The sequence below is a fragment of the Kitasatospora sp. MMS16-BH015 genome, assembly GCF_002943525.1.
GTDB lineage: Bacteria > Actinomycetota > Actinomycetes > Streptomycetales > Streptomycetaceae > Kitasatospora.
The window spans coordinates 7,265,143-7,288,256 of record NZ_CP025394.1 but is presented as its reverse complement, the minus strand read 5'-3'; the positions used below and the strand labels follow the sequence as shown (position 1 = coordinate 7,288,256).

Here is a 23,114-nt window from a genome sequence, read left to right as displayed (position 1 = left end):
GGGCCACCCTCGCCCGCCGACCACCGCCCGGGGGCCACCACCCCGGCGCAGCACCGATCGGAGCCTCGGATGACCAGCAGCGGCAGCACTCCCCGCAGCGCCCCCGCCACCCCCGTCACCCCCGCCGCCTCGGCGTTCCTCGCCGCGTACGACGCCGTCCTCGCCGAGTGGCCCACCCCGGTGGAGACCCGCGAGCTGCCCACCGCCTTCGGCCGCACCCACGTCAACGTCACCGGCGCGCCCGAGGGACCGCCGCTCGTCCTGCTGCACGGCGGCCAGGCCACGGCCGCCGCCTGGTACGCCAACGTGGCCGACCTCGGCCGCACCCACCGGCTGTACGCCGTCGACCGCTTCGGCGAGGCCGGCCGCAGCACGGTAGGCGACCAACCACCCCGCACCACCGCCGAGTTGCACGGCTGGCTGACCGAGGTGCTCGACGGCCTCGGGCTCGACCGGCCGGCACTGCTGGGACACTCCTACGGCGGCTGGATCGCCCTCGGCTACGCCGTCCGGCACCCGGAGCGCGTCGGCCGGCTGGTGCTCCTCGATCCGACCCAGTGCTTCGCCGGCTTCCGCCCGGGCTACCTCCTGCGCGCCCTCCCCCTGCTGGCCCGCCCGACCGCCGCGCGCGCCCTGGCCCTCGCCGACTGGGAGACCGGCGCTCGCCTCGGCACCCCGGCCTGGCGCACCCTCCAAGGCCTCGCCGCCGTCCAGCCCGGCCGTCGGATCGTCACCGGCCCGCGCCCGCGCACCGACCGGCTCCGCACCCCGACCCTCGCCCTGTTCGCCGAACGCAGCCGCACCCACCACAGCCCACGCCTCGTCGCCCGACTCCAGGCCCACCCCACCCTCCGGGCCGAACTGCTCCCGGGCCTCTCCCACCACGCCCTGCCGTTCACCGGCACCCCCGAGCTCAACCGCCGGATCGTCACCTTCCTGACGGAGCAGGCGGAGCAGACGGAACAGGCCGGTCAGGCCGAGCAGTAGAGCAACTGAGCCGGCCGTGAGGGCGCCGAGTCAGGAGGGCGGAGCGGCAGCCCGCTCCGCCGCGCTGCGCAGGACACAGAACTCGTTGAGCTCAGGGTCCGCCAGGACGACCCAGCCGGTGCCGTCGGGGTTGCGGCGGTCGGCGACCAGGGTGGCGCCGAGGGCCAGCAGGCGGGCCACCTCCTCGTCGCGGGAGGTCTCGGGGCGGAGGCAGAGGTGGAGACGGTTCTTGACGGTCTTGGGCTCGGGCACCTGGTTGAAGTGGAGCACCGGCCCCTCGGCGAGCAGCACCTGGACTTCCGAATCGCCCGGCGCGTCCTCCGGGTGCAGCGGCCGACCGGTCACCTCGCTCCAGAACCGGGCCAGCCCGTAGGCATCCGCACAGTCGATCGCCACGTTCTGCACCACTGAGACCATGGGCCCCACCCTGGCCGATCGCCCGGTCGACCGCCACCCGCCGCACAATTGCGCATATTCATACTGACTACCGTATTCTTCTGCGAAGACCGGAAGTCAAGGCGGCCGAGGGGGCGTCATGAGGGAGATCGCCGACCACGCGGAGCTGCTGGCCCGGTACGGCGAGGACACCCTCTGCCGCTGGGTCGCCCAGGCCCCGGACGGCCGCGGCCGGGCCTGGCACAGCCCCGACGGCCGCGCCGTCGCCGTCGCCCGCCCGGCCCTCTCCCGCCGCGACCGCCTCGCGGTCAGCGGCCCGCCCGAGGCCGCCGTGCCCTTGGTCCGCGCCGTGCTGGCCGAAGTCGGGCCGACCTTCCGCCCGTTGGGCGACCGGGCCCTGATCGAGGCCCTGGTGGACGGGATCCCCGAGCTGGCAGCGGTGGGCGCCTTCGGCTGGATGGACTGTCAGGCGAATCCCGAGCAGCCTGCGGCGAGCGGGCCGGCCACGATTCCCGGTCGGCCCGCCACGCCCGATAAGGCCACCACATCCGGTCAGCCCGCCATGCCCGGTCAGCCCGCCGCATCCTGGCACCCCGGGGCCACCGACCTGGGCCGCCCCGGGCCCGGGTGGCTCGGGGCGGCCGCGCTGCCCGAGGTCGCCGTGCTCATGGCGCACGCCTTCCCCAGCTCACACGCGAAGCCGGGCGCCGAGGGGGTCGAACGGTGGGCCGGGGTGCGGGGCGAGGACGGGCGGCTCCTCGCGGTGGCGGCCCTCGCCTGGTCCGCGCCGACGGTCGGGCTGATCTCCGGCGTGGCCGTCGACCCGGCGGCGCGCGGGCGGGGGCTGGGGCGGGCGATCTGCTCCTTCCTGCTCGGCGAGGCCCTGGCCGGGCACGGCACGGCGGCCCTGATGGTGGGCGGCGAGAACCACACCGCCCGGCAGCTCTACCGGAGCCTGGGCATGCGCCATCGCGCCGTCGCCGCAGCCGCGATCACCACCGCCTGAGGCCGCGCCACACCACGGCAGCCCGGCGTGCGGTCGGCGGGCCGCGCCCCTGCTCGGCGCTGTGCCTCCGCTCCCCCTACCCCGGCCGACGGGCCCCGCCCTAGCCTTGCTCCGTAGCCGAACCAGAGGGGGCCGGATGCCCACCGCCGAGCTGCCCATAGCTCCACCCTGCCGCACCGCCGAGACCGTCGAGACCGCCACCGGGGCGGCCGTCCACCGCGCACTCGCCTCCCTCAGCCGGGAACTGCCGGAGCGCCGACGGCTGCCCATCGAGGCCCAACTCCCGGACGGCTCCCGGCCCGCCCGCACCTACTGCCGCACCGGCCGCGCCCCGCTCCACTTCGGCTCCCCGCATCCGACCACCCTCTTCGCCCTGCGCGCCCGGCACCCCGAACCACCCCAGGTGCCCGAGCAGGAGCGCGGCCGATGACCGTCACCACCGACCTGCTCGCCCCGTACGAGAGCACCCTCGCCGACCCCCGACGCCGTTCGCTCGCACGACAGTTGCTCGATGAGGCACTCGGCATCTGCACCTGCCGCCGGGGCGCAGCCTGGCACGCCAGGGAGTCGGTCTACGCTGCCGCCTTCACCGAGCCGTGCGCACCAGCAAGGGCCACCCCGGCTGAACTGCTGACAGCCGGCCGGTACGCCATGCTGTTCCTCTTGGTCGAGGACTCCCCCGCCGAGCAGGCCCGCACCCTTGCCGAACTGCTCCGCGGGCCGATCACCCCCGCCACCTCCGCCGACGGCGAGGGAGCGGCCCAACTCCACTCCCTGCTCGCTGACTTCACCGATCGCGGGCTACCCACCGGGCGGCTGTGCGCCCTCCTCGCCGAACTCTGCTCCGCCATCGCCGCCGAGGCGGCCACCGACCCCACCGCCCCACCCGCCTCGCCCGAACACCTGCACCTGCGCCGGATGGCCACCATCGGCACCTACCCGTACGTCGAGTGCTGGCGCCTGCTGCGCGGCCTGCCTCCGGCCGACCCGGGCACGCCCGCCGGGCGGCTCACCGATCTGGCGGTGGAGGCGGCCTACCTGGCCGACGACCTGCTCTCGACCCCCGCCGAACAGCACGCCGGGCCGCAACATGCCTCCGGCAACACCCTGTTGGCCGGGGCCGAGCCCTACGCGAGCGCCCGCCGGTCCGCCCTGATCCGGTACAACCGGCTGGTGCAGCAGCTGACCGAGGCCCAAGGCGACCCCTACGCCGAGCTGTTGGCCCGGATCACCGACGGCCGCCTGACCGTCTACGCCGACCTCGCGGCCATCCGCTACCCGGGCACGCCGCTCGAACTCCTTCCCCTGCTAAGGCGGGTGCGCACACCGACCGAGTGAATCAACCCGTCACCGGCAGCACCAACGCGGACGGCAGGTGCACCGTCACCTCCACCGGTACGGCCCGGACGACGGAAGCCTCCGGCTCGCCGGTGCCGGTGTTGCGGGCGTACCGGGGGTGCGCGCCGCCGCTGATCTGGAGGCGGAGCCGGTGCCCGAGGCCGAAGCAGTGCGCCACCGCGCTCATCGGGACGGTGACCGAGGCCGGCTCCCGGCCGTCCGGTGACAGCCGTAGCAGGCCGTCGCAGACGTTGGTGGAGCGGCCCTTGGGGTCCACGTCACAGAGCCGGACGAACAGGTCGGCGCTCAACCCCCTTGTACTGACCGAGACTTCGGCCGCGACCGACCCAAGCACGGTGAGCGGGGAGCCGAGCGGCTCGGAGGTGAAGACCAGCACGTCCGGCCGGGCCTCCAGCTCGGCGTTGTCGCGTCGGCCACCCCTGGGCGAGAGCAGCTGGCCGCCGACGGAGGGTGTGGGGTCGGCCGGGTCGTAGCGGAAGGAGACCGCACCCGTCTCGGGCGAGGCGCCGAGGCTGCCGTCCGGCCCCGGAAACCACCGCGCGCCACCCGTATCGCGAGCGCCCTCCGGCCACTCGGCCAGCTCGCACCACTCCTCACTGCCGCCCATCCAGGCCCGGACAGGATCGGCGCGCAGCCCGGCACCGTCCTCACAGAGATGGGCCCGCAGCCAGGCCAGCGTCTCCCGGAAGACCTCCGGCCAGCCTTGCTGGAGTGCGGAGTTGTGCGTCCAGGGGCCGAGCAGCAGCGAGGTCTGCACACCCGCGCGCCGCAACCGGTGGTACTGCGCCAGGGTCTGGTCCAGGGTCACGTCGTACCAGCCGGAGACCAGCGCGACCGGGACGCGGGCACTGTCGGCCGCCGCACCGAGATCGGCGCCGACCCAGTACGGGTCGTCGGCCTCGGGGTGAGCCAGGGCGCCGTCCAGGAAGGGCACCCGGCCGCCGAGGGCGGGGAGGTAGGAGTCGGCGAGCGGCAGTGTGCGGGCGGCCCGCTTGAAGTGGCGCTGGAGCCGGGCGCTGCCGCGGAGGAAGGCGCCGAAGCCCTTGGCCTGGTGCAGCATGCCGACGGCCCCGATCAGGGCGGCCTCGAGGTGGAAGGCCCCGCCCGAGTGATAGAAGCCGTGCGGATCGTGCAGCGGCACCTGGGTCACCATCGCGCGCAGCTCCGGCGGCGGGTCGAGCGCCAGCGCCCACTGCACGTAGGACAGGTAGCTCGGGCCGACCATGCCCAACACCCCGGTGAACCATGACTGTTCGCGCAGCCACTCGACGGTGGCCCGGCCGTCGACGGTCTCGTGCCGCCAGAGGTGGAACTCGCCCTCGGAGCCGCCGGTGCCCCGGCAGCTCTGGATCACCACGTGGAAGCCCTGCTCGGCCAGCGGCAGGCCGTACATCGAGGCCCATGGGAAGCCGCGCCCGTACGGGGAGCGGATCAGCACGGCCGGGAACTCTCCGGCGCCGATCGGGAAGTAACGGTCGGTCACCAGCAGGCTGCCGTCGGCGGCCGGCACCGCCAGGTCCGGTTCGAAACCGACCGCGTGGCGCGGGGCCGGCAGACCGCGCAGCGTGCTGCGCATCAACCGCAACCCCAGGGGCGGCCGTTGCACGGATCGGGGAAGGGTCGCAGTCGACACGATGCCTCGATTCTCAGTCCCGCTTACTTCTCGTATGTTGTACGAGAATAGCGGATGGTTGGATGGACGGCAGCACCTCGATGGGAGTGGAAGTGGTTCGTACAGGCGCGGCCGACCGTCCGGCCGGTGTGGATCCCGAGCAGCTCTGGTCGCCCCCCGAGCGGCCGAGGCTGGGGCGGCCCCCGGCGCACAGCAGGGCGGAGGTGGCCGCCGCGGCTGTGGCGATCGCCGACAGCGAGGGGCTGGCGGCCGTCACCATGCGGGCGGTGGCGCAGCGGATCGGGGCGGGGGTGATGTCGCTCTACACCTACGTGCCCAACAAGGAGACGCTGGTGGAGCTGATGATCGACACGGTCAGCGGCGACCACCTGCCACTGCCGGAGGCCAGCGGCGACTGGCGGGCCGACCTCAAGGCGCTGGCCCGGGTGCAGCGCGCGCTGATGCGCCGTCACCCCTGGCTGCCGGTGGCGCTGCCCGCGCGCCAGACCATCGGCCCCAACGCGCTGGCGGTCACCGAGCACGTGCTGGCCGCGCTGGAGCCGACCGGGCTGGACGGCAGGGCGAAGCTGGAGGCCTTCTCGCTGCTGACCGGCTTCGTGGCCAGCTACACCTCGTACGAGCTGGCCCAGGAGCGGGCGACCGAGGCCGGCGGCCGGACGGCGGACGAAGTGGCCGCGGCCCACGCGCGCTACCTCACCGGCGTGCTCGCGGGCGGCCGGTACCCGCTGTTCGCCCGGGCGGCGGCCGAATCGGCCGCGCACCCGGCGCCCGCCTCACCGGAGGAGACCTTCGACCGCCTGCTCGACCGAATGGTCACCGGCCTGATGTCGGCGGCCGACTGAGCCCCGGCCCACCGGTCCATCCGCCTACCGGTCGAAGTCGACCGTGACCTGGTCCGTCACCGGGCGGGCCTGGCAGGTGAGGACGTAGCCGGCGGCCAGTTCCTTCTCCTCCAGGGCGAAGTTGCGCCGCATCTCCACCTCGCCACAGGTGACCAGCGCGCGGCAGGTGCCGCAGACGCCGCCCTTGCAGGCGAACGGCAGGTCGGGGCGGGCGCGCTGGGCGCCGTCCAGGATCGAGCGGTCGCGCGGGAGCGGGAGGGTGGCCGAGCGGCCGTCCAGCACCACGGTGACCTCGCTGAGCTCGCCGCTGAGCGGCTGCTCGGCGCGCTCGGCGACCGGCTCGTCCTCGGCGTGGAACAGCTCCTGGTGCACCCGCTCGCCGGGCACGCCGAGCTCGGCCAGCAGCTCCTTGGTGCCGAGCACCATGCCGTACGGGCCGCAGAGCCACCAGTGGTCGACGGCGGTCACGTCCACCAGCGCGCCTAGCAGCGCGCGGACCCGCTCGGGGTCGAGCCGGCCGGAGAGCAGCTCGGCGTCCCTGGTCTCCCGGGAGAGCACGTGCAGCAGCTGGAAGCGGCCGAGGAAGCGGTCCTTGAGGTCGGCCAGCTCGTCGGCGAACATCACGGTGTCGCTGCGGCGGTTGCCGTAGACCAGGGTGACCTTGGAGCTGCGGTCGGCGGCCAGCACCGAGCCGGCGATGGAGAGCATCGGGGTGATGCCGGAGCCGGCCGCGACCAGCACGTGCTCGGCGCCGTCGCCCAGCGGCGGGCTGAACAGGCCGGTGGGGGGCAGGACTTCGACCGTCTCGCCGACCCGGGCGTCCCGGACCAGCCAGCGCGAGAAGAGCCCGCCCGGCACCTCGCGGACGCCGATCCGCAGCGGCTCGCCGACCGCCGAGCAGATCGAGTACGAGCGCCGTTCGTCGACTCCGTCGACCACCTTGCGCAGGGTCAGCGTCTGGCCGGGGCGGAAGGCGAACTCGGCCGCGAGCGCGGGCGGCACCTCGAAGGTGACGGCCACGGCGTCCTCGCAGAGCGGCTCGATGCCCGCGATCGGCAGCGCGTGGAAGGTCGGCCGGCGGACGGCGGTGGCGCTCACTCAGATCTCCTTGATCCGTTCGAAGGGTTCCCGGCAGGCGCGGCAGCGCCAGAGCGCCTTGCAGGCGGTGGAGCCGAACCGGGAGAGCTCCTCGGTGTCCTGGCTGCCGCACTGCGGGCAGTCGACCGCGTGCCGGGTGGGGCCGAGCGAGAGCCGGGTCGGGCCCGCCGGGCGGGCGCCGCCCGGGTGCGGGGGCGCGATGCCCGCCTCGGCCAGCTTGCGGCGGCCCTCCGCGCTGATCAGGTCGGTGCTCCACGGCGGATCGAGCCGCAGCCGCACCCGCACGTCCGGGTAGCCGGCGGCGCGCAGCCGGCGGTCCACGTCGGCGGCCATCTCGGCGATCGCGGGGCAGCCGGAGTAGGTCGGGGTCAGCCAGGCGGTGACCAGTCCCTCCTCCTCGGCCACCTCCGCCAGCACGCCCAGCTCGGCCAGGGTCAGCATCGGCAGCTCGGGGTCGGGCACGGCGGCCGCGACCTCCCAGGCCGCTGCCCGGACCGCCCCGGCGGCCCCGCCGACCGGGGCGGGTGAGCCAGCCAGGGCGGGCGAGCCGACCAGGGCGGACGCGTCACGGACGGCGGTCACCACGTCGCCCCCGGGTGGGCGCGGGCCACCACCTGGAACTCGGCCAGCAGCGGGCCCAGGTGCTCGGTGTGCACGCCGTCCCGGCCGGCCCGGCCGCCGATCCGGGCCAGGCCCGGCAGCTCGGGGACGGTCAACCCGGCCTCGCCGATCACGGCGGCCAGCTCGCGCAGCACCGGCTCGCGCAGCTCGCCCGGGTCGACGCCCAGCCGCAGCTCCACGGCGTGCGCGGTGAACAGCTCCTCCAGCAGCGGCCAGACCGCCACCAGACCGGCCTGCATCCGCGCCGAGGAGTACGCCGTGCCGTCGCCGAGCCGCAGCAGCCAGGCGGTGGCGTACTCGCGGTGGTAGGCCAGCTCCTTGACCCCGCGCGCGGCCACGGCCGCCACCACCGGGTCGGCGAAGCCGGCCAGTCGCTCGTACAGCGCGTGCCGGGCCGTGCCGAAGAGCAGCAGCCGGGCGATCGAGTACGCGAAGTCCCCGTTCGGGGTCTCGACCAGGCGGACATTGCGGAAGTCGTGCTCCTCGCGCCAGTACGCGAACTCGTCCTCGCCACGCCCGCTGCCGTCGGCCTGACCGGCCCGGGTGAGCAGCTGGCGGGCCTGGCCGAGCAGGTCGAGGCCGATGTTGCTGAGCGCGACCTCCTCCTCCAGCTCGGGGGCCCGGGTGCACCACTCGATCAGGCGCTGGGAGAGCACCAGGGCGTCGTCGCCGAGCATCTGGCAGTACGCGGCGAGGTCGGCGCCGTCGAGCCCGGCGGGCACGGCGGTGTCCACGCCGAGCAGCGGGTCGGCGAAGCCGGTGCCGTAGGCCCAGCGGTCCTCGCCCTCGGGGCCGTGGCCGGCCTCGGCGAGGGTCAGGTACACGTGATCGTCGGACATGCGGTTCCCCAAAAGCGGAGTGGCGGCGGGAGGGTGGTCAGATGTGCGGGACGCTCTCGGGGATGTCGTAGAAGGTCGGGTGCCGGTAGACCTTGTCGCCGCTGGGCTCGAAGAACGCGTCGCGCTCGTCGGGGGCCGAGGCGGTGATCGCGGCGGAGGGCACCACCCAGAGGCTGACGCCCTCGTTGCGGCGGGTGTAGAGGTCGCGCGCGGCGAGCAGCGCCATCCGGTCGTCGGCGGCGTGCAGCGAGCCGACGTGCACGTGGTTCAGCCCGCGCCGGGGGCGGACGAACACCTCGTACAGCGGCCAGTCGGCCTTGCGGGTCTGCTCGGTCTCGTTCACTGGTCGCTCCCCTGCTGCTGGTCGTGCGCGTGCTGCCGGTCGTGCGCCCGCTGCCGGTCGTAGCCGTGCTGCCCGCTGTGCTTGGCCGCGTAGGCGAGGGCCGCTTCGCGGACCCACGCGCCCTCCTCGTGGGCGGCCTTGCGGCGGTCGATCCGCTGGGCGTTGCACGGGCCCTGACCCTTGATCACCTGCTGGAGCTCCGACCAGTCGGGCTCGCCGAAGTCCCAGCTGCCGCGCTCCTCGTTCCAGCTCAGCGCCGGGTCGGGGAGAGTGACGCCCAGGTGCTCGGCCTGCGGCACCGTCATGTCGACGAAGCGCTGGCGCAGCTCGTCGTTGGTGTGGCGCTTGATCCGCCAGGCCATCGACTGCGCGGTGTTCGGCGAGTGCTCGTCGGAGGGGCCGAACATCATCAGCGAGGGCCACCACCAGCGGTCCACCGCGTCCTGCACCATCCGGCGCTGGGCCTCGGTGCCGCGCATCAGCGTCATCAGCAGCTCGTAGCCCTGGCGCTGGTGGAAGGACTCCTCCTTGCAGATCCGCACCATGGCGCGGGCGTACGGCCCGTAGCTGCACCGGCAGAGCGGCACCTGGTTGCAGATCGCCGCGCCGTCCACCAGCCAGCCGATCACGCCCACGTCGGCGAAGGTCAGCGTGGGGTAGTTGAAGATCGAGGAGTACTTCTGCCGGCCGGAGATCAGCTTCTCGGTGAGCTCGGCCCGGTCGACGCCCAGCGTCTCGGCGGCGGCGTACAGGTAGAGGCCGTGGCCGGCCTCGTCCTGGGCCTTGGCCAGCAGGATCGCCTTGCGGCGCAGCGAGGGGGCCCGGGTGAGCCAGTTGCCCTCGGGCTGCATGCCGATGATCTCGGAGTGCGCGTGCTGGGCGATCTGGCGCACGAGGGTCGCCCGGTAGGCGTCGGGCATCCAGTCGCGCGGCTCGATGCGCTGCTCGGCCTCGACGACGCTCACGAAATAGGACTCGGGATCGAACTCCGTCGACTCCGCCGCCGCCACTGTCTCCACCACACCCGCCTCCCGACTGACCGTTCGGTCGGGTCCATTGTGTGCAGAGCGGGGCCCCGATGACAAGGGGCCCCGCCCGGGGCACGGCAGGTCGCGGCTCAGCAGTGGCCGGTCGCCACCCAGCGGCGACCGGTCGGCTCGTCCCGGGCCACCAGGTCCCACCTGCCCGGCGGTGGCGTCCAGCCAGACCACCGGGCGGCCGGCGTCGGCCACCGCCGCGTACCTGGCGCCCCGGTCGCAGGAGACCCGCTCGGGGGCACCGCCGGTGACCGGCAGCTGCCCGTCGGGTCGGCTGCGGGACCACTCGGCCCCGCCCACCGGATTCGCCCACCTCGGCCCGCGGCCACCGTCGCGGCCCCGTCGCGGCTCTGCCCCAGCGGGCAGCACCCCGAAATCGCGTTGCCCCGCGACCCGGCGCCGAGAAGACTCGTAGCCGTGCCCCGTGACGCCCGCACCCTCGTCCTCGAACACTTCCGCTGGATCGACGGCCACGCCGACGTCTGGCGAATCTTCCGCGACCCGACCGCCTTGGCCGCTGTGGTGGCCGGCCTGGCCGCACCCTTCGCGGGCCTCGGGGTCACCGCCGTCTGCGGTGTCGAATCCCGGGGCTTCCTGCTCGGCGCTGCCACCGCGATCCAGCTCGGCGTCGGCTTCGTCCCCGTCCGCAAGCCGGGTGGCCTCTTCCCCGGCGAGAAGCTCACCCACCGCGCCGCGCCCGACTACCGGGGCCTGCGCCACGAGCTCCGGCTCCAGCGCGCCGCCCTCACTCCGGCCGACCGCGTCCTCCTGGTCGACGACTGGATCGAGACCGGCAGCCAGGCCACCGCCGTCCGCTCCCTCGTCGAGGCCGGCGGCAGCAACTGGGCCGGCAGCAGCGTGATCGTCGACCAGACGGACGAAGCACACCGCCGGGCGCTGAACGTGCACGGCCTGGTCACCATGGCAGACCTCCCCGCTTGGGAGGCCGCACCGGCCACCATCTGAACTCCCATGGACATCTGTTCACACGATCTCTACAATCCGGACGATCTTCTGCGGCGCCCAGCGCCGCGAGCCCCATCCGAGGAGGAACCGTCCGGTGGAGTCCGTACCCGCCCGCGAAGCCCGGCTCTCGCCGCTGCTGCGCGCCGCCGCCCGCCAGGGGAGGCTGGACGACCCCCGGCCGCTGGCCGTCGCCGCCCAGATCGGGGTGGCCCTACAGGCGGCGCTGCAGATCGCCTTGGGCGTGGCCTCCTGGACCGGCTCGGGGCTGGTCCGGCCGCTCACCCTGGTCACGCTGCCGGTGTTCCTGGGCGCGGCGGTGCTCTTCCTCTGCTGGGTGCAGTGCTGCCGCGTCAACGCCGAGACCTTCGCGCCGGGAACGCACAAGTACGGCGTCGGCCAGGCGGTCTGGGTCTGGCTGATACCGGTGATCATGTGGTGGCGGCCGTACCGGGTCGTCCAGGACATCCGCCGGGCGACCGACTGGCCCGGCGGGGCGCAGCTGGTCAACGCCTGGTGGCTGGCCTGGATCGGCAAGCAGTTCGCGTTCGGGGTCTACGTGCTGCTCGACCCGCTCGGCAACCCCAACGCCCTGCCCTTCTCCCTTGCCAACGGCCTCGCGGCAGTCCTGGCCGTCCTGGTGATCCAGCGGCTCACCACGGCGCAGCGCACCCGCCTCACGGCGCGGTGAGCGTGCGGTCATGACCGCGGCCCGCCCGCAGGGGCGCTCCCCGCGGGCGGGCCGGTGCTTGCACTCAGCTGCCGGTCGTGCCCTCAGCCGTCCGTACTGCGCTCAGCTGCCGGTGCCGCGCAGGCGCGGCAGCGGGACGGCGAGCAGGGTGGCCAGCAGGGCGATCCGCGGGGCCAGCTGGGTGGTGTCGATGTGCTCGGTGCGGGCGTGGGCGCCGGAGCCGACGGCGCCGAGGCCGTCGAGGGTGGGGAGGCCGCGGGCGCCGGCCAGGTTGGTGTCACCCGCGCCGCCGGCCGGGGCACCGTCCAGCTGCTGACCGAGCACCGCCGCGAGCGAACGGACGTGCCGCAGCAGCGGGTTGCCCGAACGCTCGGGCCAGGCGGGACGGCTGGAGAGCACCTCGGTCCGCACCCGCGCCCCCGGCCGCAGCGCGGTCAGGTGCGCGAGGTTGTCGAGGGTGCGGCGTTGCGCCTCGGCGGTCGCGAACCGCAGCCCCAGCTCCGCCTCCGCACGGCCTGCGACCACGTTCGCCCGGCTGCCACCGGTGATGCAGCCGGCGTTCAGCTCGGTGCCGGGCACCCCGGCCAGGCCCCGGACGGCGACCAGCTGGTCGACCAGCTCGTCCACGGCGGAGATGCCCTGACCGGCCGCGTTGCCGGAGTGCGCCTCGCGTCCGGTGACGGTCAGCCTGACCCGGGTGCTGCCCCGGCGGGCGGTCTTCACCCGGCCGTCGGGGTGCGGCGGCTCCAGGCCGATCACCGCTGCGGCGCCCGGGAGTTGGCGCTCGACCAGCCGACGGCCGTCCGGGCTGCCGACCTCCTCGTCCGCGACGACCACCAGGCGCACCGAGCGGTGCGGCCGCTGCCCGAGATCGGCGAGCAGCGCCATCGCGCCCTCCAGCAGGGCCAGCCCCGCCTTCATATCGAGCACCCCGGGCCCGCTCAGCAGCCCGGCCTGCTCCTCCACCGGCCAGTCGGTCAGCGTGCCGGCGGGCCAGACGGTGTCGTGGTGGCCGACCATCAGCAGGTGCGGCAGGTGCTCCTCCTGCCCGGCCCACTCCAGCACCAGGTGGTCACCGGCCGGACCGGGCTCCCGCCGAGCGGTGGCCCCGGTGGCCCGGAACCCGGCCGACAGCTCCTCGGCCAGCGCGTTCAACCGTTCGACGTCCCCGGTGGGCGACTCCAGCGCCACCAGATCGGTGCACCGGCTCCGCACGGCCGCCGCCAACGCCCGCGCCCGGCTGGTCATCGCGGCCGGGACACCCGGCAGCGCGGCGGTCTCGGGCGCCACCGTCGCCTTGGCCTCGGGGGCCGGCCCACCGCCCTGCTCCGCACCGCCCCGTTCCGCACTGCCCTGCTCCCCACCGGCCGCACCGGCCGCACCGGCCGCACCGGGGGCCGATCGGGGTGCGGGCTGCTGGTCCGCGGCTTCGGCAGCAGCCGGATGGGACTCCACCGGACGGGAACCCGCTGTATGAGAGCTCAACGCGCACCTCCCCGGGTTTCGGGGGCGGGTACTCCGGCCGACCCTGCACTGCCGTACGACCTCGTACCGGGAATCCCCGGGCTGGGGTACCTCGGGCTGAGAAACACTGCGTCCTCCTCGCTCGGTCCGGTGACCCCGGCTTCGTCCCGGGGGCTCCGGGACGGTGGCCTCGGTGCGTCGATGCTGGGGGGCACGGGTGCAGGGAAGCCGAGGCGAGCCTAGAAGATTCGTTCGTTCCCCTGCGAGGTGGCCCGATACTACGTCGCCTTGGCGAACAGCCGGGTCGGCTGTCCACCCGGGCATCGTCCGTGGCGGCGGCCCGGCTGAGGGTGCGCTTCCTCCCACCATGAACCCGCGTCCCAGCATCGGCACCATGAACCGGCAATACCCCGCCGAACTGCCTCCCTCAGGTGACACACCCTCAACCGGGCGGCCCGGCTGGCGTGGCGCGGACCGGCCGCGGAGCCCCCTCCCCCGATGATGAGCCCGGGCGGCGATCCATCCCGATTCGCCCCGGTCCGACCGGGTACGACCTGCTCGGGTCACCTGACGGACGCCCGACGAGAGATTCGGAGATCGACATGACGGTCACCATCGCGGACGTGCCGGCGCAGAACCGCTTCGAGGCCCGCAGCGCCGACGGCGAACTCGCCGGTTTCGCCGAGTACATCCGCAGCGCCGCCCTGGTCGTCTACCCGCACACCATCGTCGAACGTGCCTACGAGGGCCAGGGCATCGGCGCCGCCCTCGCCCGCACCGCCCTCGACGACGCCCGTCGGCGCGGCCTTCCCGTCCTGGCCACCTGCCCGTTCATCAAGGCCTGGATGATCCGCCACCCCGAGTACGCGGACCTCGCGTACGAGAACCGCAGCCAGGTGACCGACTGATCCCCCGACCGATCCCCCGACCGCCCTCCCGGGGCGGGAGGGGTCGGCGATCAGGACAGGCGCAGGAGGAGGAGCGACGCAGATGAGCGAGAAGTCGACGGTGAAGACGACGGTGAAGACGTACGAGTCGGGGGCGGCCGAGGACGGCGGGGTCGGGGTGGCGGTCAGCTTCGACTCGGCGGTCTGCCGGCACGCGGCGGAGTGCGTGCGGGGGTTGCCGGAGGTGTTCGACACCGGGCGGCGGCCGTGGATCACCCCGGGGGCGGCGGACCCGGAGCGGGTGGCGGAGGTGGTGCGGCGGTGTCCGACCGGGGCGTTGACCTACCGCTTCTCGGACGGGCGGGGCGAGGAGCCGGAGCGGCCGACGAGCGTGGTGGCGGAGCCCGACGGGCGGCTTCTGGTGCGGGGTGAGCTGCGGATCGGGGTCGGGGAGGCGGCGCGGGAGACGAACCGGGCGATGCTCTGCGGCTGCGGGGCCACGGCGGAGCCGCCGTACTGCGACCGGAGCGGCACCTGCGGGTGACAGATGGCAGAGGGCAGATGGCACGTAACGGGTGACGGGCGACAGGCGACGGGTAGCAGGTGACGACTGACGGGTATGGGATGACAGATATTGAAATCTGTCATCCGACATGCCATAGTCAATACCTGTCAGTGCGACTCTGTCGACGCGTCCCTGTCGACACCCCTCTGTCAACACACGTCCGTCGATGCACACCCGTCGGCACACATCCGTCGACGCGAAGTCGCCATCGCACCGCCGCACCCTCCCCAGGAGCACCCCGCCATGAGCAGCACCCGCCCCGCCCGCACCACCCTCGGCCGCAACGGCCTCCCCACCTCCGCCCTCGGCCTAGGCTGCATGGGCATGTCAGACCTCTACGGCCCCGCCGACGAGACCGAGAGCATCGCCACCATCCACGCCGCCCTAGACGCGGGCGTCACCCTGCTCGACACCGGCGACTTCTACGGCATGGGCCACAACGAGCTGCTGATCCACGAGGCACTGCGCGGCCGCGACCGCGAGTCCGTCCAGATCAGCGTCAAGTTCGGCGCCCAGCGCGGCCCGGACAACTCCTGGCTCGGCTACGACGCCAGCCCCGCCGCCACCAAGTCGGCCCTCGCCTACACCCTGCGCCGCCTGCGCACCGACTACATCGACGTGTACCGCCCGGCCCGCCTCGACCCGAACGTCCCGATCGAGGAGACCGTCGGCGCCATCGCCGACCTGGTCAAGGCCGGTTACGTGCGGCACATCGGGCTCTCCGAGGTCGGCGCCGACACGCTGCGCCGCGCCGCCGCCGTGCACCCGATCAGCGACCTCCAGATCGAGTACTCGTTGATCTCGCGCACCCTGGAGGCCGCCGTGCTGCCCGCCGCCCGCGAGCTGGGCATCGGCATCACCGCGTACGGCGTGCTCTCCCGCGGCCTGCTGAGCGGCCACTGGTCCAACGACCGCGAGATGGCCGCCACCGACTTCCGCGGCTTCAGCCCGCGCTTCCAGGGCGACAACCTCACCCACAACCTGAGCCTGGTCGAGGCGCTCCGCGCCATCGCCGAGGCGAAGGGCGTGAGCGTGGCCCAGGTGGCCATCGCCTGGGTGGCCTCGCGCGGTGAGGACATCGTGCCGCTGGTCGGTGCCCGCCGCCGCGACCGTCTGGCCGAGGCGCTCGGCGCGCTCGAGGTGACCCTCACCCCGGCCGACCTGGCCGCGATCGAGCAGGCCGTCCCGGCCGGAGCGGCCGCCGGAGACCGCTACGCTGCTGCTCAGATGGCCCACCTCGACAGCGAGCACGGCGCGTAACCCCAGCGGGCACCCCCACCCGCCGGCCGGCGACCGCCGCCACCCGCACCGTCGGCGGCCACCGGCCACGTCGGCCCCCCGGCGCAGCCCGGTGACCACCGGCAACGTCGGACCGCCGACGCCGTCGGCGGCCACCGGCACCCGAGGTGACCGTCCGCCCGCACCGCCCCAGGCCCGGCAACCCCGGCACCAGCCCCGGTCCCACCGAGCCGCCGCACCTAAGGACGTACCGCACCGTGACCACGGAGAGCAGCCTCACCCCCGAGCAGATCCTCGGCGCGGCCGAGGACGTCCTGCGGCGGTTCGGCCCCGCCAAGGCCACCGTCGTAGACATCGCGCGCACCCTCGGCGTGAGCCACGGCAGCGTGTACCGCCACTTCCCCAGCAAGGCCGCCCTGCGCGCGGCCGTCACCCAGCGGTGGCTGGACCAGGCCCACCACCAGCTGAACGACATCACCGCCGACCGGGGCCCCGCCGTCGAGCGCCTGCACCGCTGGCTGGCCACGCTGTTCGCCGCCAAGCGGCGCAAGGCGCTCGAGGATCCCGAGCTGTTCGCCACCTACCTGACCCTGGTGGACGAACTGAGCAGCACCGTCGAGCAGCACATCGAGACCCTGATCGACCAGATCGCCGAGATCATCCAGGCCGGCATCCACCAGGGCGAGTTCCGCCCCACCCACGCCCGGACCACCGCCCGGGCCGTCTTCCAGGCGACGGCGCACTTCCACGACCCGGTGCACTCCTCCGAGTGGTCCTCCCCCACCGCCGAGGCCGACTTCGAGGCCGTCTGGTCCCTGCTGCTCACCGGCCTGCGCACGCACTGACCCCCGCCCAGGCCGGCCCGCATCGCGCGCGACACCACCACGCACCAGCGGGCGCCAGCGGGGCGGCCGAAAAGCTCGTGACCGCCGAGCACCTCCTCGGTAGGGTCCCGTCCCGTGTCCGAGAACTCCGCACCCCAGAACGACGTCGTGAACGCCGTCCTCGCCAGCGCCGCCCGCGCGACCCTGCCCTTCCAGCAGGCGCACACGGACCGGCACCGCGGGACGGCGTTCTGGTACAACCACCTCGTCGAGAGCACCCCGGACGAGGACATCGTCCGGCAGTACCTGGTGACCGCCGAGGCGCTCACGAGGTACGACCTCGCCCAGTGGACGCTGCGCACCGCGCTCTGCGAGCCGGCGATGAGCGCCGAGCTGCTCCTGATGACCGAGTTCGCCGCCGGTTGGACCCGCTTCGACGGGCTCGGGGTGGCGGTGCTGCCGACCGCCGTCCTCGACGCCCACGCCGAGCGCAAGGGCTGGCGGTGGACCACCGACGAGATCACCGACGGCCTCGCGGCCACGGCGGAGGACATCGCCGCCATCGGGCCCGAGCCGATATCCGCCTACGTCCTGGGCCATGACGTCGGCGAGGTCGACCACCCCGGCGGGGTGGGCAGGGGACGGGACGAGCGACTGCAGGCCGTCCTGGTCGGCGCGGTCGCCCGGACCTCGGACGGCGTAGTCCGCTGGAGCGCCCCACTGCCCGAGGGCTGCGCCGGAGCGCCGGTGTTCATCGCACGCCCGCTCGGCGGCGGCCGGTTCCAACTGATCTGCGTCGGCCTCGTACTGCCCGGCGAGGGCCCGGCCGAGATCGCCACCTTCGACCGCATCCGCACCGCCGTCGCCGAAGCTCTCGCAGCCGAAGCGCACAGCGGGGCAGCCCAAGCAGCAGGCATCGAAGCAGTGGGCATCGAAGCAGTGAAGACCGAACCAGCCGGTACCGAACCAGCTGGGAAGGCGGCAGCGGCCACCACCCCTGCCACACCCCGGCGTTGGTGGCAGCGGCGCCGCACCTGACCGGGCCGCCGGGTCGTCCGCACCCCCCGCGCCACAGCAGCCGCACCAGCCACAACTCACAGTCAAGTCAATGGAGTTGGACGGGCAAGGGCTGGCAAAGCCTACCGAGGACACCCTTGTCGCCCGCCCGAACCCGCCAGTAGCGTCATGCCCGCACCCCGGCCGCCCCAGCAGCGGACGGTCCTGCGGGCGGTTCTGTCATGCCCACACCGATATCCGTACCGACGGCTGTACCGACAGCTGTAACAACAGCCGTACCGACGGCTGTACCAACGGCTGTTACCGAGAGCCGTACCAACAGCCGTACCAGCCAGTCCTGCCGAAAGCCGTACCGATGGGCCGCACCCCTGGCCACCGCACCGGCCCCAGCAGGCCGCACCACCGGCACCCCTGACCCGAACCCCCCGCCGGCGAGAGCCCGTGCACCCGAGCGACAGCCCCCAACACCCCCACGGAGGTTGACCCTTGCGCACCCGCACCCCTGCCCCCGGCGCACCGACGCCGCGTCGCTCCACCCGTCTGCGCCGCACCCTCGCGACGCTGCCCGCCCTGGCGATGGCGGCCACCGGGCTGATGGCCACCACGGCCTTCGCCGCCCCTACCCCCGCCACCGGCCCCGCGGCCGGCCACCCCGTGACCACCAAGCGGGTCTGCGCGGCGCCCACGCACCCCGGCCAGATGGCCTGTCTGGCGCTGGCCCGCACCGACCTCGCCCCGCAGCACTCGCTGGCCCCGAACGCCACCCCCTCCGGCTACGGCCCGAGCGATCTGACCGGCGCGTACAAGCTGCCCGCCGGCGGCTCCGGCCAGACCGTGGCGATCGTCGACTCCAACGACGACCCGAACGCCGAATCCGACCTGGCGACCTACCGGTCCACCTACGGCCTGCCCGCCTGCACCACGGCGAACGGCTGCTTCAAGAAGGTGGACCAGCGCGGCGGCACCAGCTACCCCGCCGGGGACACCGGCTGGGCCGGTGAGATCTCGCTGGACGTCGACATGGTGAGCGCCGTCTGCCCGGCCTGCCACATCCTGCTGGTCGAGGCCGACAGCGCGACCATGGACAACCTCGGCGCAGCGGTCAACACCGCCGTCTCGCTCGGGGCGAAGTACGTCTCCAACAGCTACGGCGGTTCGGAGGACTCCACCGACCCCACCTCCGACAGCTCGTACTTCAACCACCCGGGCGTGGCGATCACCGTCTCCTCCGGCGACTCCGGCTACGGCGTCGAGTACCCGGCCGCCTCCAAGTACGTGACGGCCGTCGGCGGCACCAGCCTGAGCCGGGCCTCCAACAGCCGCGGCTGGTCCGAGTCGGTCTGGGGCTCCAGCGCCGGCGGCAACGGCGCGGGCTCCGGCTGCTCCACGTACGACGCCAAGCCGAGCTGGCAGAAGGACACCGGCTGCACCAACCGCACCGTCGCCGACGTCTCCGCCGTGGCCGACCCGGCCACCGGGCTCGCGGTCTACCAGACCTACGGCGGCTCCGGCTGGGCCGTGTACGGCGGCACCTCCGCCTCCTCCCCGATCATCGCCGGCGTCTACGCCCTGGCCGGCGCCCCGGCCGCGGGCAGCAGCCCGGCCTCCTTCCCGTACGCCCACACCTCCTCGCTGTTCGACGTGACCAGCGGCTCCAACGGCTCCTGCTCCCCGACCTACCTCTGCACGGCGGGCACCGGCTACGACGGCCCGACCGGCCTCGGCACCCCGAACGGCACCGCCGCCTTCACCGGTGGCACCACCGGCGGCAACACGGTGACCGTCACCAGCCCCGGCAACCAGTCGACGGCGCAGGGCGGTTCGGCCAGCCTCCAGATCAGCGCGAGCGACTCGGCCGCCGGCCAGACCCTCAGCTACGGCGCGAGCGGTCTGCCCACCGGCCTGTCGATCAACTCCGCCACCGGCCTGATCACCGGCACCGCCTCCACCGCCGGCACCTTCAGCGTCACCGTGACCGCCTCCGACACCACCGGCGCCTCCGGCTCGGCCTCCTTCACCTGGACCGTCATCGGCGCCGGCGGCGGCTGCACCGGCGCCCAACTGCTCGGCAACCCCGGCTTCGAGACCGGCAGCGCCTCGCCCTGGACGGCCACCGCCGGCGTCATCGACAGCAGCAGCAGCGAGGCCGCCCACTCCGGCAGCTGGAAGGCCTGGCTGGACGGCTACGGCACCTCGCACACCGACTCGATCAGCCAGAGCGTGAAGATCCCGGCCGGCTGCCACGCCAGCCTGAGCTTCTACCTCCACATCGACACCGCGGAGACCGGCACCACGGCCTACGACAAGCTGACCGTGGCAGCCAACTCCACCACCCTGGCCACCTTCACCAACGTCAACGCGGCCAACGGCTACACCCTGCGGACCTACGACCTGTCCTCGCTCGCCGGGCAGACCGTGACCGTCAAGTTCACCGGGGTCGAGGACTCCTCGCTCCAGACCAGCTTCGTGATCGACGACACCGCGCTCAACGTGTCCTGACCACGCAGTGAACGACTGAGGGGCCGCGACGGACGTCGCGGCCCCTCAGTCGTACGTCAGAAGAACTCCTCGTCAACCGACCGTTCAGTTGCGGGAGTTGCCGAAGAAGATCCGGTAGAGCACGAGCAGCACGAAGGCACCGACGATGGCCGAGCCCCAGGTGGCCGGGTCCCAGAAGTGCTTGGCCACCGAGTGGTGCAGGAAGGTGCTGGAGAGCCAGCCGCCGACGAACGACCCCGCGATACCGATCAGCGTGGTCACCACGAAGCCGCCCGGGTCGCGCCCCGGCAGCAGGATCTTCGCGATCGCCCCGGCGATCAGGCCGAGGATGATCCAACTGACAATACCCATGACGTCTCTCCTGCCATCGCCGCGCCGCCCCGTCGCGTGCGCCCGTCCCGGAGCCTGCTGTGGCGGCCCCTTCCGGCTTGTACCCAGCAAGACGCGATCCTTCCCTCGCCGGTTCCGACAAGCAGCGGGTACCGGCTCCTGTGGGTTCCGGCGCCCCGGGACGGAGCTCCGGCGCCCCCGGGGCCGGGGGCGGAAGATGGGCATGAGAGGGTCGGCCCCCGCAGTGGAGCGCGGGAGCAGCGAGGAGAGCGGGATGACGAGCCCACCGAACGCCGGGCGGGTGCTGGTGGCCGACGACGACGCGGCCATCCGCCGCTCGCTGGAGCGCGGGCTGCGCCTCAGCGGATTCGCCGTGCAGCTGGCGGCCGACGGCCCGGCCGCCCTCGCCGCGCTGACCGGGCCGGCCGCGCCGGACGTGGTGGTGCTGGACGTGACGATGCCCGGGCTGACCGGCACCGAGGTCTGCCGCACGCTGCGCGCCCGGGGCGACGAGACCCCGGTGCTGATGCTCTCCGCCCTCGACGAGGTGACCGACCGGGTGGCCGGGCTCCAGGCGGGGGCCGACGACTACCTGGTCAAGCCCTTCGCACTGGAGGAGCTGGTGCTCCGGCTGCACGCCCTGCTCCGCCGCCGTCCGGCCCAGGCCCCCTCGGGGGTGCTCCGGGCCGGACCGCTGGAGATCGATCCGGCCACCCGGCAGGCCCGCCGCGAGGGCGTCGAACTCCGGCTCACGAGACGCGAGTTCGAGCTGCTGGAGCAGCTGGTGCGGAACGCCGGGATCGTGCTCACCCGCGACCAGCTGCTGGACCGGGTCTGGGGCTACGACTTCGACGTGCGCACCGACGCCGTGGACACCTTCGTCAGCTACCTGCGCCGCAAGCTGGAGGCGGGCGGCCACCCCCGGCTGATCCACACCGTCCGGGGCGTGGGCTTCGTGCTCCGCCTGCCGGAGCCCGCGAACGGAGGCCGGCCATGAGACTCGCCACCCGGATCGCGCTCTCGGTGACCGTGGTCGTGCCGCTCCTGGTGCTGGCCGCCGGCCTGACCGTGCTCGGCCTGGTCAACCGCGACCTGCACCACCAGCAGGACACCCGCCTCCAGAGCCGCGCCGCCGCCGTGCTGCCCGACATCCGGGCCCTGCTGATCGCCGAGCGCGACGACCGGCAGAAGGTGGAGCAGAACCAGCACCGCAAGGTGCTGGACGACGCGCTGGACGCGGGCATCCGGGTGACCAGCGCCGACGGCACGGTGCTGCTCACGGCCGGTCCGCAGCCGCCGGACTCCCTGCAGCTCGCCGCCGACACCCCGGGCGGTCCGGTCACCGTCCGTGCCAAGGGCCACAGTTGGCGCATGCTCGCGGAGTCGGTGCCGGTGAACGGCGCGGCGCCGGGCACCCTGCGGCTGTTCGTCCCCGCCACCGCCACCGACCCGCAGCTGTCGGCCGTCCGCGGCCGGGTGCTGTTCGTGGCGCTGGTCGCCGCACCGGTCTCCGGCCTGCTCGCGTACGGGCTGGCCGGGCGGGCCACCGCCTCGGTGCGGCGGCTCAGCCGCCGGGCCGCCGAGCTCGACCCGGGCGCCGGGCCGGCCGCCTTCACCGCCACCCCGGTCAACATCGCCGAGGTGGACGAACTCTCCGGCTCCATCGCCGGGTTGCTCACCCGGTACGAGGAGCAGGCGGCCCGTACCAGCCAGGCGCTGGACACCGCCCGCTCCTTCTCCGCGACCGCCTCGCACGAGCTGCGCACCCCGCTGATGAGCATGCGCACCGATCTGGACGTGCTGGCCGCCCACCCCGATCTGCCGGCCGCCGAGCGGGCCGAGATCCTGGCCGACCTGCAGCGCGACCACGCCCGGATGCTGGAGCTGCTCACCGCTCTGCGGATGCTCGCCCAGGGCGAGTTGGTGGAGGTCTCCGCCTTCGGACCGGTGGAGCTGGCCGAGTTGGTCGACTCCGCCGTCACCGCCGCCCGGCGCAGCCACCCGGAGGCCGAGCTGCACGCCGAACTGCCCGGCGAGGTGCGGGTGTTCGGCTGGGAGGCGGGCCTGCGGATCCTGGTGGCCAATCTGCTGACCAACGCCGTGGTGCACGGCCACCAGCCCGGCGAACCGGCCCGGATCCGCGTCCGCCTCCAGGCCGGCACCGGCCGGGACGGCACCGCCCGGGCCCTGCTCACCGTGGAGGACCGGGGCCCCGGCATCCCGCCCGCCGAGCGCGAGGCCGTCTTCCACCGCTTCCACCACCGCCCCGGCAGCCCCGGCTCGGGCCTGGGCCTCACCCTGGTGGCCCAGCAGGCCGCCCTGCACCGCGGCACCGTCACCGTCACCACCCCGGCCGAGGGCCCCGGCACCCGCTTCGAGCTCCGCCTCCCGCTGCTCCGGGCCGACGCCCCCACCCTCCGACTCCCCGCCGTCCACGGCTGGCTGTGAGGCCCGACCGCGCCCCCGGAGACCCA

General features: G+C 74.0%; 24 protein-coding genes. 15 read left to right on the top strand and 9 right to left on the bottom strand.

Translation table 11 applies throughout. From position 1 onward, the window contains the following. The first annotated feature begins 69 nt into the window (after positions 1 to 69). Complete coding sequence (locus tag CFP65_RS31135; RefSeq protein ID WP_104819308.1) at positions 70 to 987, top strand: alpha/beta fold hydrolase; 918 nt, start codon at positions 70 to 72, stop codon at positions 985 to 987. Positions 988 to 1,017: 30 nt separating this feature from the next. On the opposite strand, the gene CFP65_RS31130 is transcribed toward CFP65_RS31135, so the two are convergent. Beyond that, positions 1,018 to 1,404: a VOC family protein gene (locus CFP65_RS31130; RefSeq protein WP_104819307.1), complete on the bottom strand. Its 387-nt coding sequence runs from the start codon at positions 1,402 to 1,404 to the stop codon at positions 1,018 to 1,020. A gap of 118 nt (positions 1,405 to 1,522) precedes the next feature. Here CFP65_RS31130 and CFP65_RS41390 point away from each other — a divergent pair, with 118 nt between their 5' ends. The 3 genes from CFP65_RS41390 (at position 1,523) to CFP65_RS31115 (ending at position 3,727) form a co-directional block, all read left to right on the top strand. Next, complete coding sequence (locus tag CFP65_RS41390; protein ID WP_254552656.1) at positions 1,523 to 2,389, top strand: GNAT family N-acetyltransferase; 867 nt, start codon at positions 1,523 to 1,525, stop codon at positions 2,387 to 2,389. Positions 2,390 to 2,525: 136 nt separating this feature from the next. Next, the gene (locus CFP65_RS31120) at positions 2,526 to 2,819 is read left to right on the top strand and encodes a hypothetical protein (RefSeq protein WP_104819306.1); all 294 of its coding nucleotides are present in this window, start codon (positions 2,526 to 2,528) and stop codon (positions 2,817 to 2,819) included. Next, positions 2,816 to 3,727, top strand: a complete 912-nt coding sequence (locus CFP65_RS31115) for a hypothetical protein (protein WP_104819305.1) — start codon at positions 2,816 to 2,818, stop codon at positions 3,725 to 3,727. Before CFP65_RS31120 ends, CFP65_RS31115 begins: the two co-directional genes overlap by 4 nt. Before the next feature lies 1 nt (position 3,728). Here the strand turns inward: CFP65_RS31115 and CFP65_RS31110 are convergent, their stop codons facing one another. Then, entirely contained in the window at positions 3,729 to 5,324 is a 1,596-nt protein-coding gene (locus CFP65_RS31110) for a CocE/NonD family hydrolase (protein ID WP_104819304.1), read from the bottom strand. Positions 5,325 to 5,509: 185 nt separating this feature from the next. Between CFP65_RS31110 and CFP65_RS31105 the strand changes: the two genes are divergently transcribed. Beyond that, entirely contained in the window at positions 5,510 to 6,223 is a 714-nt protein-coding gene (locus CFP65_RS31105) for a TetR/AcrR family transcriptional regulator C-terminal domain-containing protein (RefSeq protein ID WP_104821251.1), read from the top strand. Between the two features lie 24 nt (positions 6,224 to 6,247). Here CFP65_RS31105 and paaE read toward each other — a convergent pair whose 3' ends face one another. From paaE to paaA, 5 genes are all read right to left on the bottom strand, one after another. Then, positions 6,248 to 7,321, bottom strand: a complete 1,074-nt coding sequence (gene paaE / locus CFP65_RS31100) for a 1,2-phenylacetyl-CoA epoxidase subunit PaaE (protein ID WP_104819303.1) — start codon at positions 7,319 to 7,321, stop codon at positions 6,248 to 6,250. Next, the gene (paaD, locus tag CFP65_RS40300) at positions 7,322 to 7,783 is read right to left on the bottom strand and encodes a 1,2-phenylacetyl-CoA epoxidase subunit PaaD (protein WP_254553167.1); all 462 of its coding nucleotides are present in this window, start codon (positions 7,781 to 7,783) and stop codon (positions 7,322 to 7,324) included. A 116-nt stretch (positions 7,784 to 7,899) separates the two neighbouring features. Then, positions 7,900 to 8,781 (bottom strand): 1,2-phenylacetyl-CoA epoxidase subunit PaaC, encoded by an 882-nt coding sequence (gene paaC, locus CFP65_RS40295; RefSeq protein WP_104819302.1) that lies wholly within the window; start codon positions 8,779 to 8,781, stop codon positions 7,900 to 7,902. A 37-nt stretch (positions 8,782 to 8,818) separates the two neighbouring features. Beyond that, the gene (paaB, locus tag CFP65_RS31085) at positions 8,819 to 9,124 is read right to left on the bottom strand and encodes a 1,2-phenylacetyl-CoA epoxidase subunit PaaB (protein ID WP_104819301.1); all 306 of its coding nucleotides are present in this window, start codon (positions 9,122 to 9,124) and stop codon (positions 8,819 to 8,821) included. Next, positions 9,121 to 10,089 (bottom strand): 1,2-phenylacetyl-CoA epoxidase subunit PaaA, encoded by a 969-nt coding sequence (gene paaA / locus CFP65_RS31080; protein WP_254553165.1) that lies wholly within the window; start codon positions 10,087 to 10,089, stop codon positions 9,121 to 9,123. The genes paaB and paaA overlap by 4 nt, the downstream gene beginning before the upstream one ends. 489 nt (positions 10,090 to 10,578) lie before the next feature. Here paaA and CFP65_RS31075 point away from each other — a divergent pair, with 489 nt between their 5' ends. Both CFP65_RS31075 and CFP65_RS31070 read left to right on the top strand, forming a co-directional pair. Then, complete coding sequence (locus CFP65_RS31075) at positions 10,579 to 11,127, top strand: phosphoribosyltransferase (protein ID WP_104819300.1); 549 nt, start codon at positions 10,579 to 10,581, stop codon at positions 11,125 to 11,127. A 94-nt stretch (positions 11,128 to 11,221) separates the two neighbouring features. Continuing rightward, a complete protein-coding gene (locus CFP65_RS31070) occupies positions 11,222 to 11,815 on the top strand; it encodes a DUF4328 domain-containing protein (RefSeq protein ID WP_158702445.1) in 594 nt (197 codons plus the stop codon). Positions 11,816 to 11,917: 102 nt separating this feature from the next. Here the strand turns inward: CFP65_RS31070 and CFP65_RS31065 are convergent, their stop codons facing one another. Next, positions 11,918 to 13,270 carry a M20/M25/M40 family metallo-hydrolase gene (locus tag CFP65_RS31065; protein WP_217368204.1) on the bottom strand — a complete coding sequence of 451 codons (1,353 nt, stop codon included), beginning with the start codon at positions 13,268 to 13,270 and terminating at the stop codon, positions 11,918 to 11,920. A 611-nt stretch (positions 13,271 to 13,881) separates the two neighbouring features. Here CFP65_RS31065 and CFP65_RS31060 point away from each other — a divergent pair. The 6 genes from CFP65_RS31060 to CFP65_RS31035 all read left to right on the top strand — a co-directional run bounded on the left by CFP65_RS31060 (position 13,882) and on the right by CFP65_RS31035 (position 20,310). Next, on the top strand, positions 13,882 to 14,187 hold the full coding sequence (locus tag CFP65_RS31060; RefSeq protein WP_104819298.1) for a GNAT family N-acetyltransferase: 306 nt from the start codon (positions 13,882 to 13,884) through the stop codon (positions 14,185 to 14,187). Positions 14,188 to 14,269: 82 nt separating this feature from the next. Then, complete coding sequence (locus tag CFP65_RS31055) at positions 14,270 to 14,710, top strand: (4Fe-4S)-binding protein (RefSeq protein ID WP_104819297.1); 441 nt, start codon at positions 14,270 to 14,272, stop codon at positions 14,708 to 14,710. A 264-nt stretch (positions 14,711 to 14,974) separates the two neighbouring features. Next, positions 14,975 to 15,991: an aldo/keto reductase gene (locus CFP65_RS31050; protein WP_104819296.1), complete on the top strand. Its 1,017-nt coding sequence runs from the start codon at positions 14,975 to 14,977 to the stop codon at positions 15,989 to 15,991. A 236-nt stretch (positions 15,992 to 16,227) separates the two neighbouring features. Beyond that, the gene (locus CFP65_RS31045) at positions 16,228 to 16,815 is read left to right on the top strand and encodes a TetR family transcriptional regulator (protein ID WP_104819295.1); all 588 of its coding nucleotides are present in this window, start codon (positions 16,228 to 16,230) and stop codon (positions 16,813 to 16,815) included. 114 nt (positions 16,816 to 16,929) lie between these two features. Further along, a complete protein-coding gene (locus CFP65_RS31040; RefSeq protein WP_104819294.1) occupies positions 16,930 to 17,832 on the top strand; it encodes a hypothetical protein in 903 nt (300 codons plus the stop codon). Positions 17,833 to 18,387: 555 nt separating this feature from the next. Further along, the gene (locus CFP65_RS31035) at positions 18,388 to 20,310 is read left to right on the top strand and encodes a putative Ig domain-containing protein (RefSeq protein ID WP_174805668.1); all 1,923 of its coding nucleotides are present in this window, start codon (positions 18,388 to 18,390) and stop codon (positions 20,308 to 20,310) included. 84 nt (positions 20,311 to 20,394) lie between these two features. Here CFP65_RS31035 and CFP65_RS31030 read toward each other — a convergent pair whose 3' ends face one another. Further along, the gene (locus CFP65_RS31030; protein ID WP_104819293.1) at positions 20,395 to 20,661 is read right to left on the bottom strand and encodes a GlsB/YeaQ/YmgE family stress response membrane protein; all 267 of its coding nucleotides are present in this window, start codon (positions 20,659 to 20,661) and stop codon (positions 20,395 to 20,397) included. A gap of 253 nt (positions 20,662 to 20,914) precedes the next feature. On the opposite strand from CFP65_RS31030, the gene CFP65_RS31025 reads away from it, so the two are divergent. Beyond that, complete coding sequence (locus CFP65_RS31025; protein ID WP_104819292.1) at positions 20,915 to 21,637, top strand: response regulator transcription factor; 723 nt, start codon at positions 20,915 to 20,917, stop codon at positions 21,635 to 21,637. Continuing rightward, a complete protein-coding gene (locus tag CFP65_RS31020; RefSeq protein WP_104819291.1) occupies positions 21,634 to 23,088 on the top strand; it encodes a sensor histidine kinase KdpD in 1,455 nt (484 codons plus the stop codon). Before CFP65_RS31025 ends, CFP65_RS31020 begins: the two co-directional genes overlap by 4 nt. Positions 23,089 to 23,114 lie beyond the last annotated feature (26 nt).

Excerpts from the sequence above, each read along its gene's own strand:
- paaC (WP_104819302.1), bottom strand. The coding sequence starts at position 8,781 with ATGTCCGACGATCACGTGTACCTGACCCTCGCCGAGGCCGGCCACGGC.
- CFP65_RS31025 (WP_104819292.1), top strand. The coding sequence starts at position 20,915 with ATGACGAGCCCACCGAACGCCGGGCGGGTGCTGGTGGCCGACGACGAC.
- CFP65_RS31030 (WP_104819293.1), bottom strand. The coding sequence starts at position 20,661 with ATGGGTATTGTCAGTTGGATCATCCTCGGCCTGATCGCCGGGGCGATC.
- CFP65_RS31060 (WP_104819298.1), top strand. The coding sequence starts at position 13,882 with ATGACGGTCACCATCGCGGACGTGCCGGCGCAGAACCGCTTCGAGGCC.
- CFP65_RS31050 (WP_104819296.1), top strand. The coding sequence starts at position 14,975 with ATGAGCAGCACCCGCCCCGCCCGCACCACCCTCGGCCGCAACGGCCTC.
- CFP65_RS31115 (WP_104819305.1), top strand. The coding sequence starts at position 2,816 with ATGACCGTCACCACCGACCTGCTCGCCCCGTACGAGAGCACCCTCGCC.
- CFP65_RS31055 (WP_104819297.1), top strand. The coding sequence starts at position 14,270 with ATGAGCGAGAAGTCGACGGTGAAGACGACGGTGAAGACGTACGAGTCG.
- CFP65_RS31020 (WP_104819291.1), top strand. The coding sequence starts at position 21,634 with ATGAGACTCGCCACCCGGATCGCGCTCTCGGTGACCGTGGTCGTGCCG.
- CFP65_RS31110 (WP_104819304.1), bottom strand. The coding sequence starts at position 5,324 with ATGCGCAGCACGCTGCGCGGTCTGCCGGCCCCGCGCCACGCGGTCGGT.
- CFP65_RS31130 (WP_104819307.1), bottom strand. The coding sequence starts at position 1,404 with ATGGTCTCAGTGGTGCAGAACGTGGCGATCGACTGTGCGGATGCCTAC.
- CFP65_RS41390 (WP_254552656.1), top strand. The coding sequence starts at position 1,523 with ATGAGGGAGATCGCCGACCACGCGGAGCTGCTGGCCCGGTACGGCGAG.
- CFP65_RS31035 (WP_174805668.1), top strand. The coding sequence starts at position 18,388 with ATGGCGGCCACCGGGCTGATGGCCACCACGGCCTTCGCCGCCCCTACC.
- CFP65_RS31120 (WP_104819306.1), top strand. The coding sequence starts at position 2,526 with ATGCCCACCGCCGAGCTGCCCATAGCTCCACCCTGCCGCACCGCCGAG.
- CFP65_RS31135 (WP_104819308.1), top strand. The coding sequence starts at position 70 with ATGACCAGCAGCGGCAGCACTCCCCGCAGCGCCCCCGCCACCCCCGTC.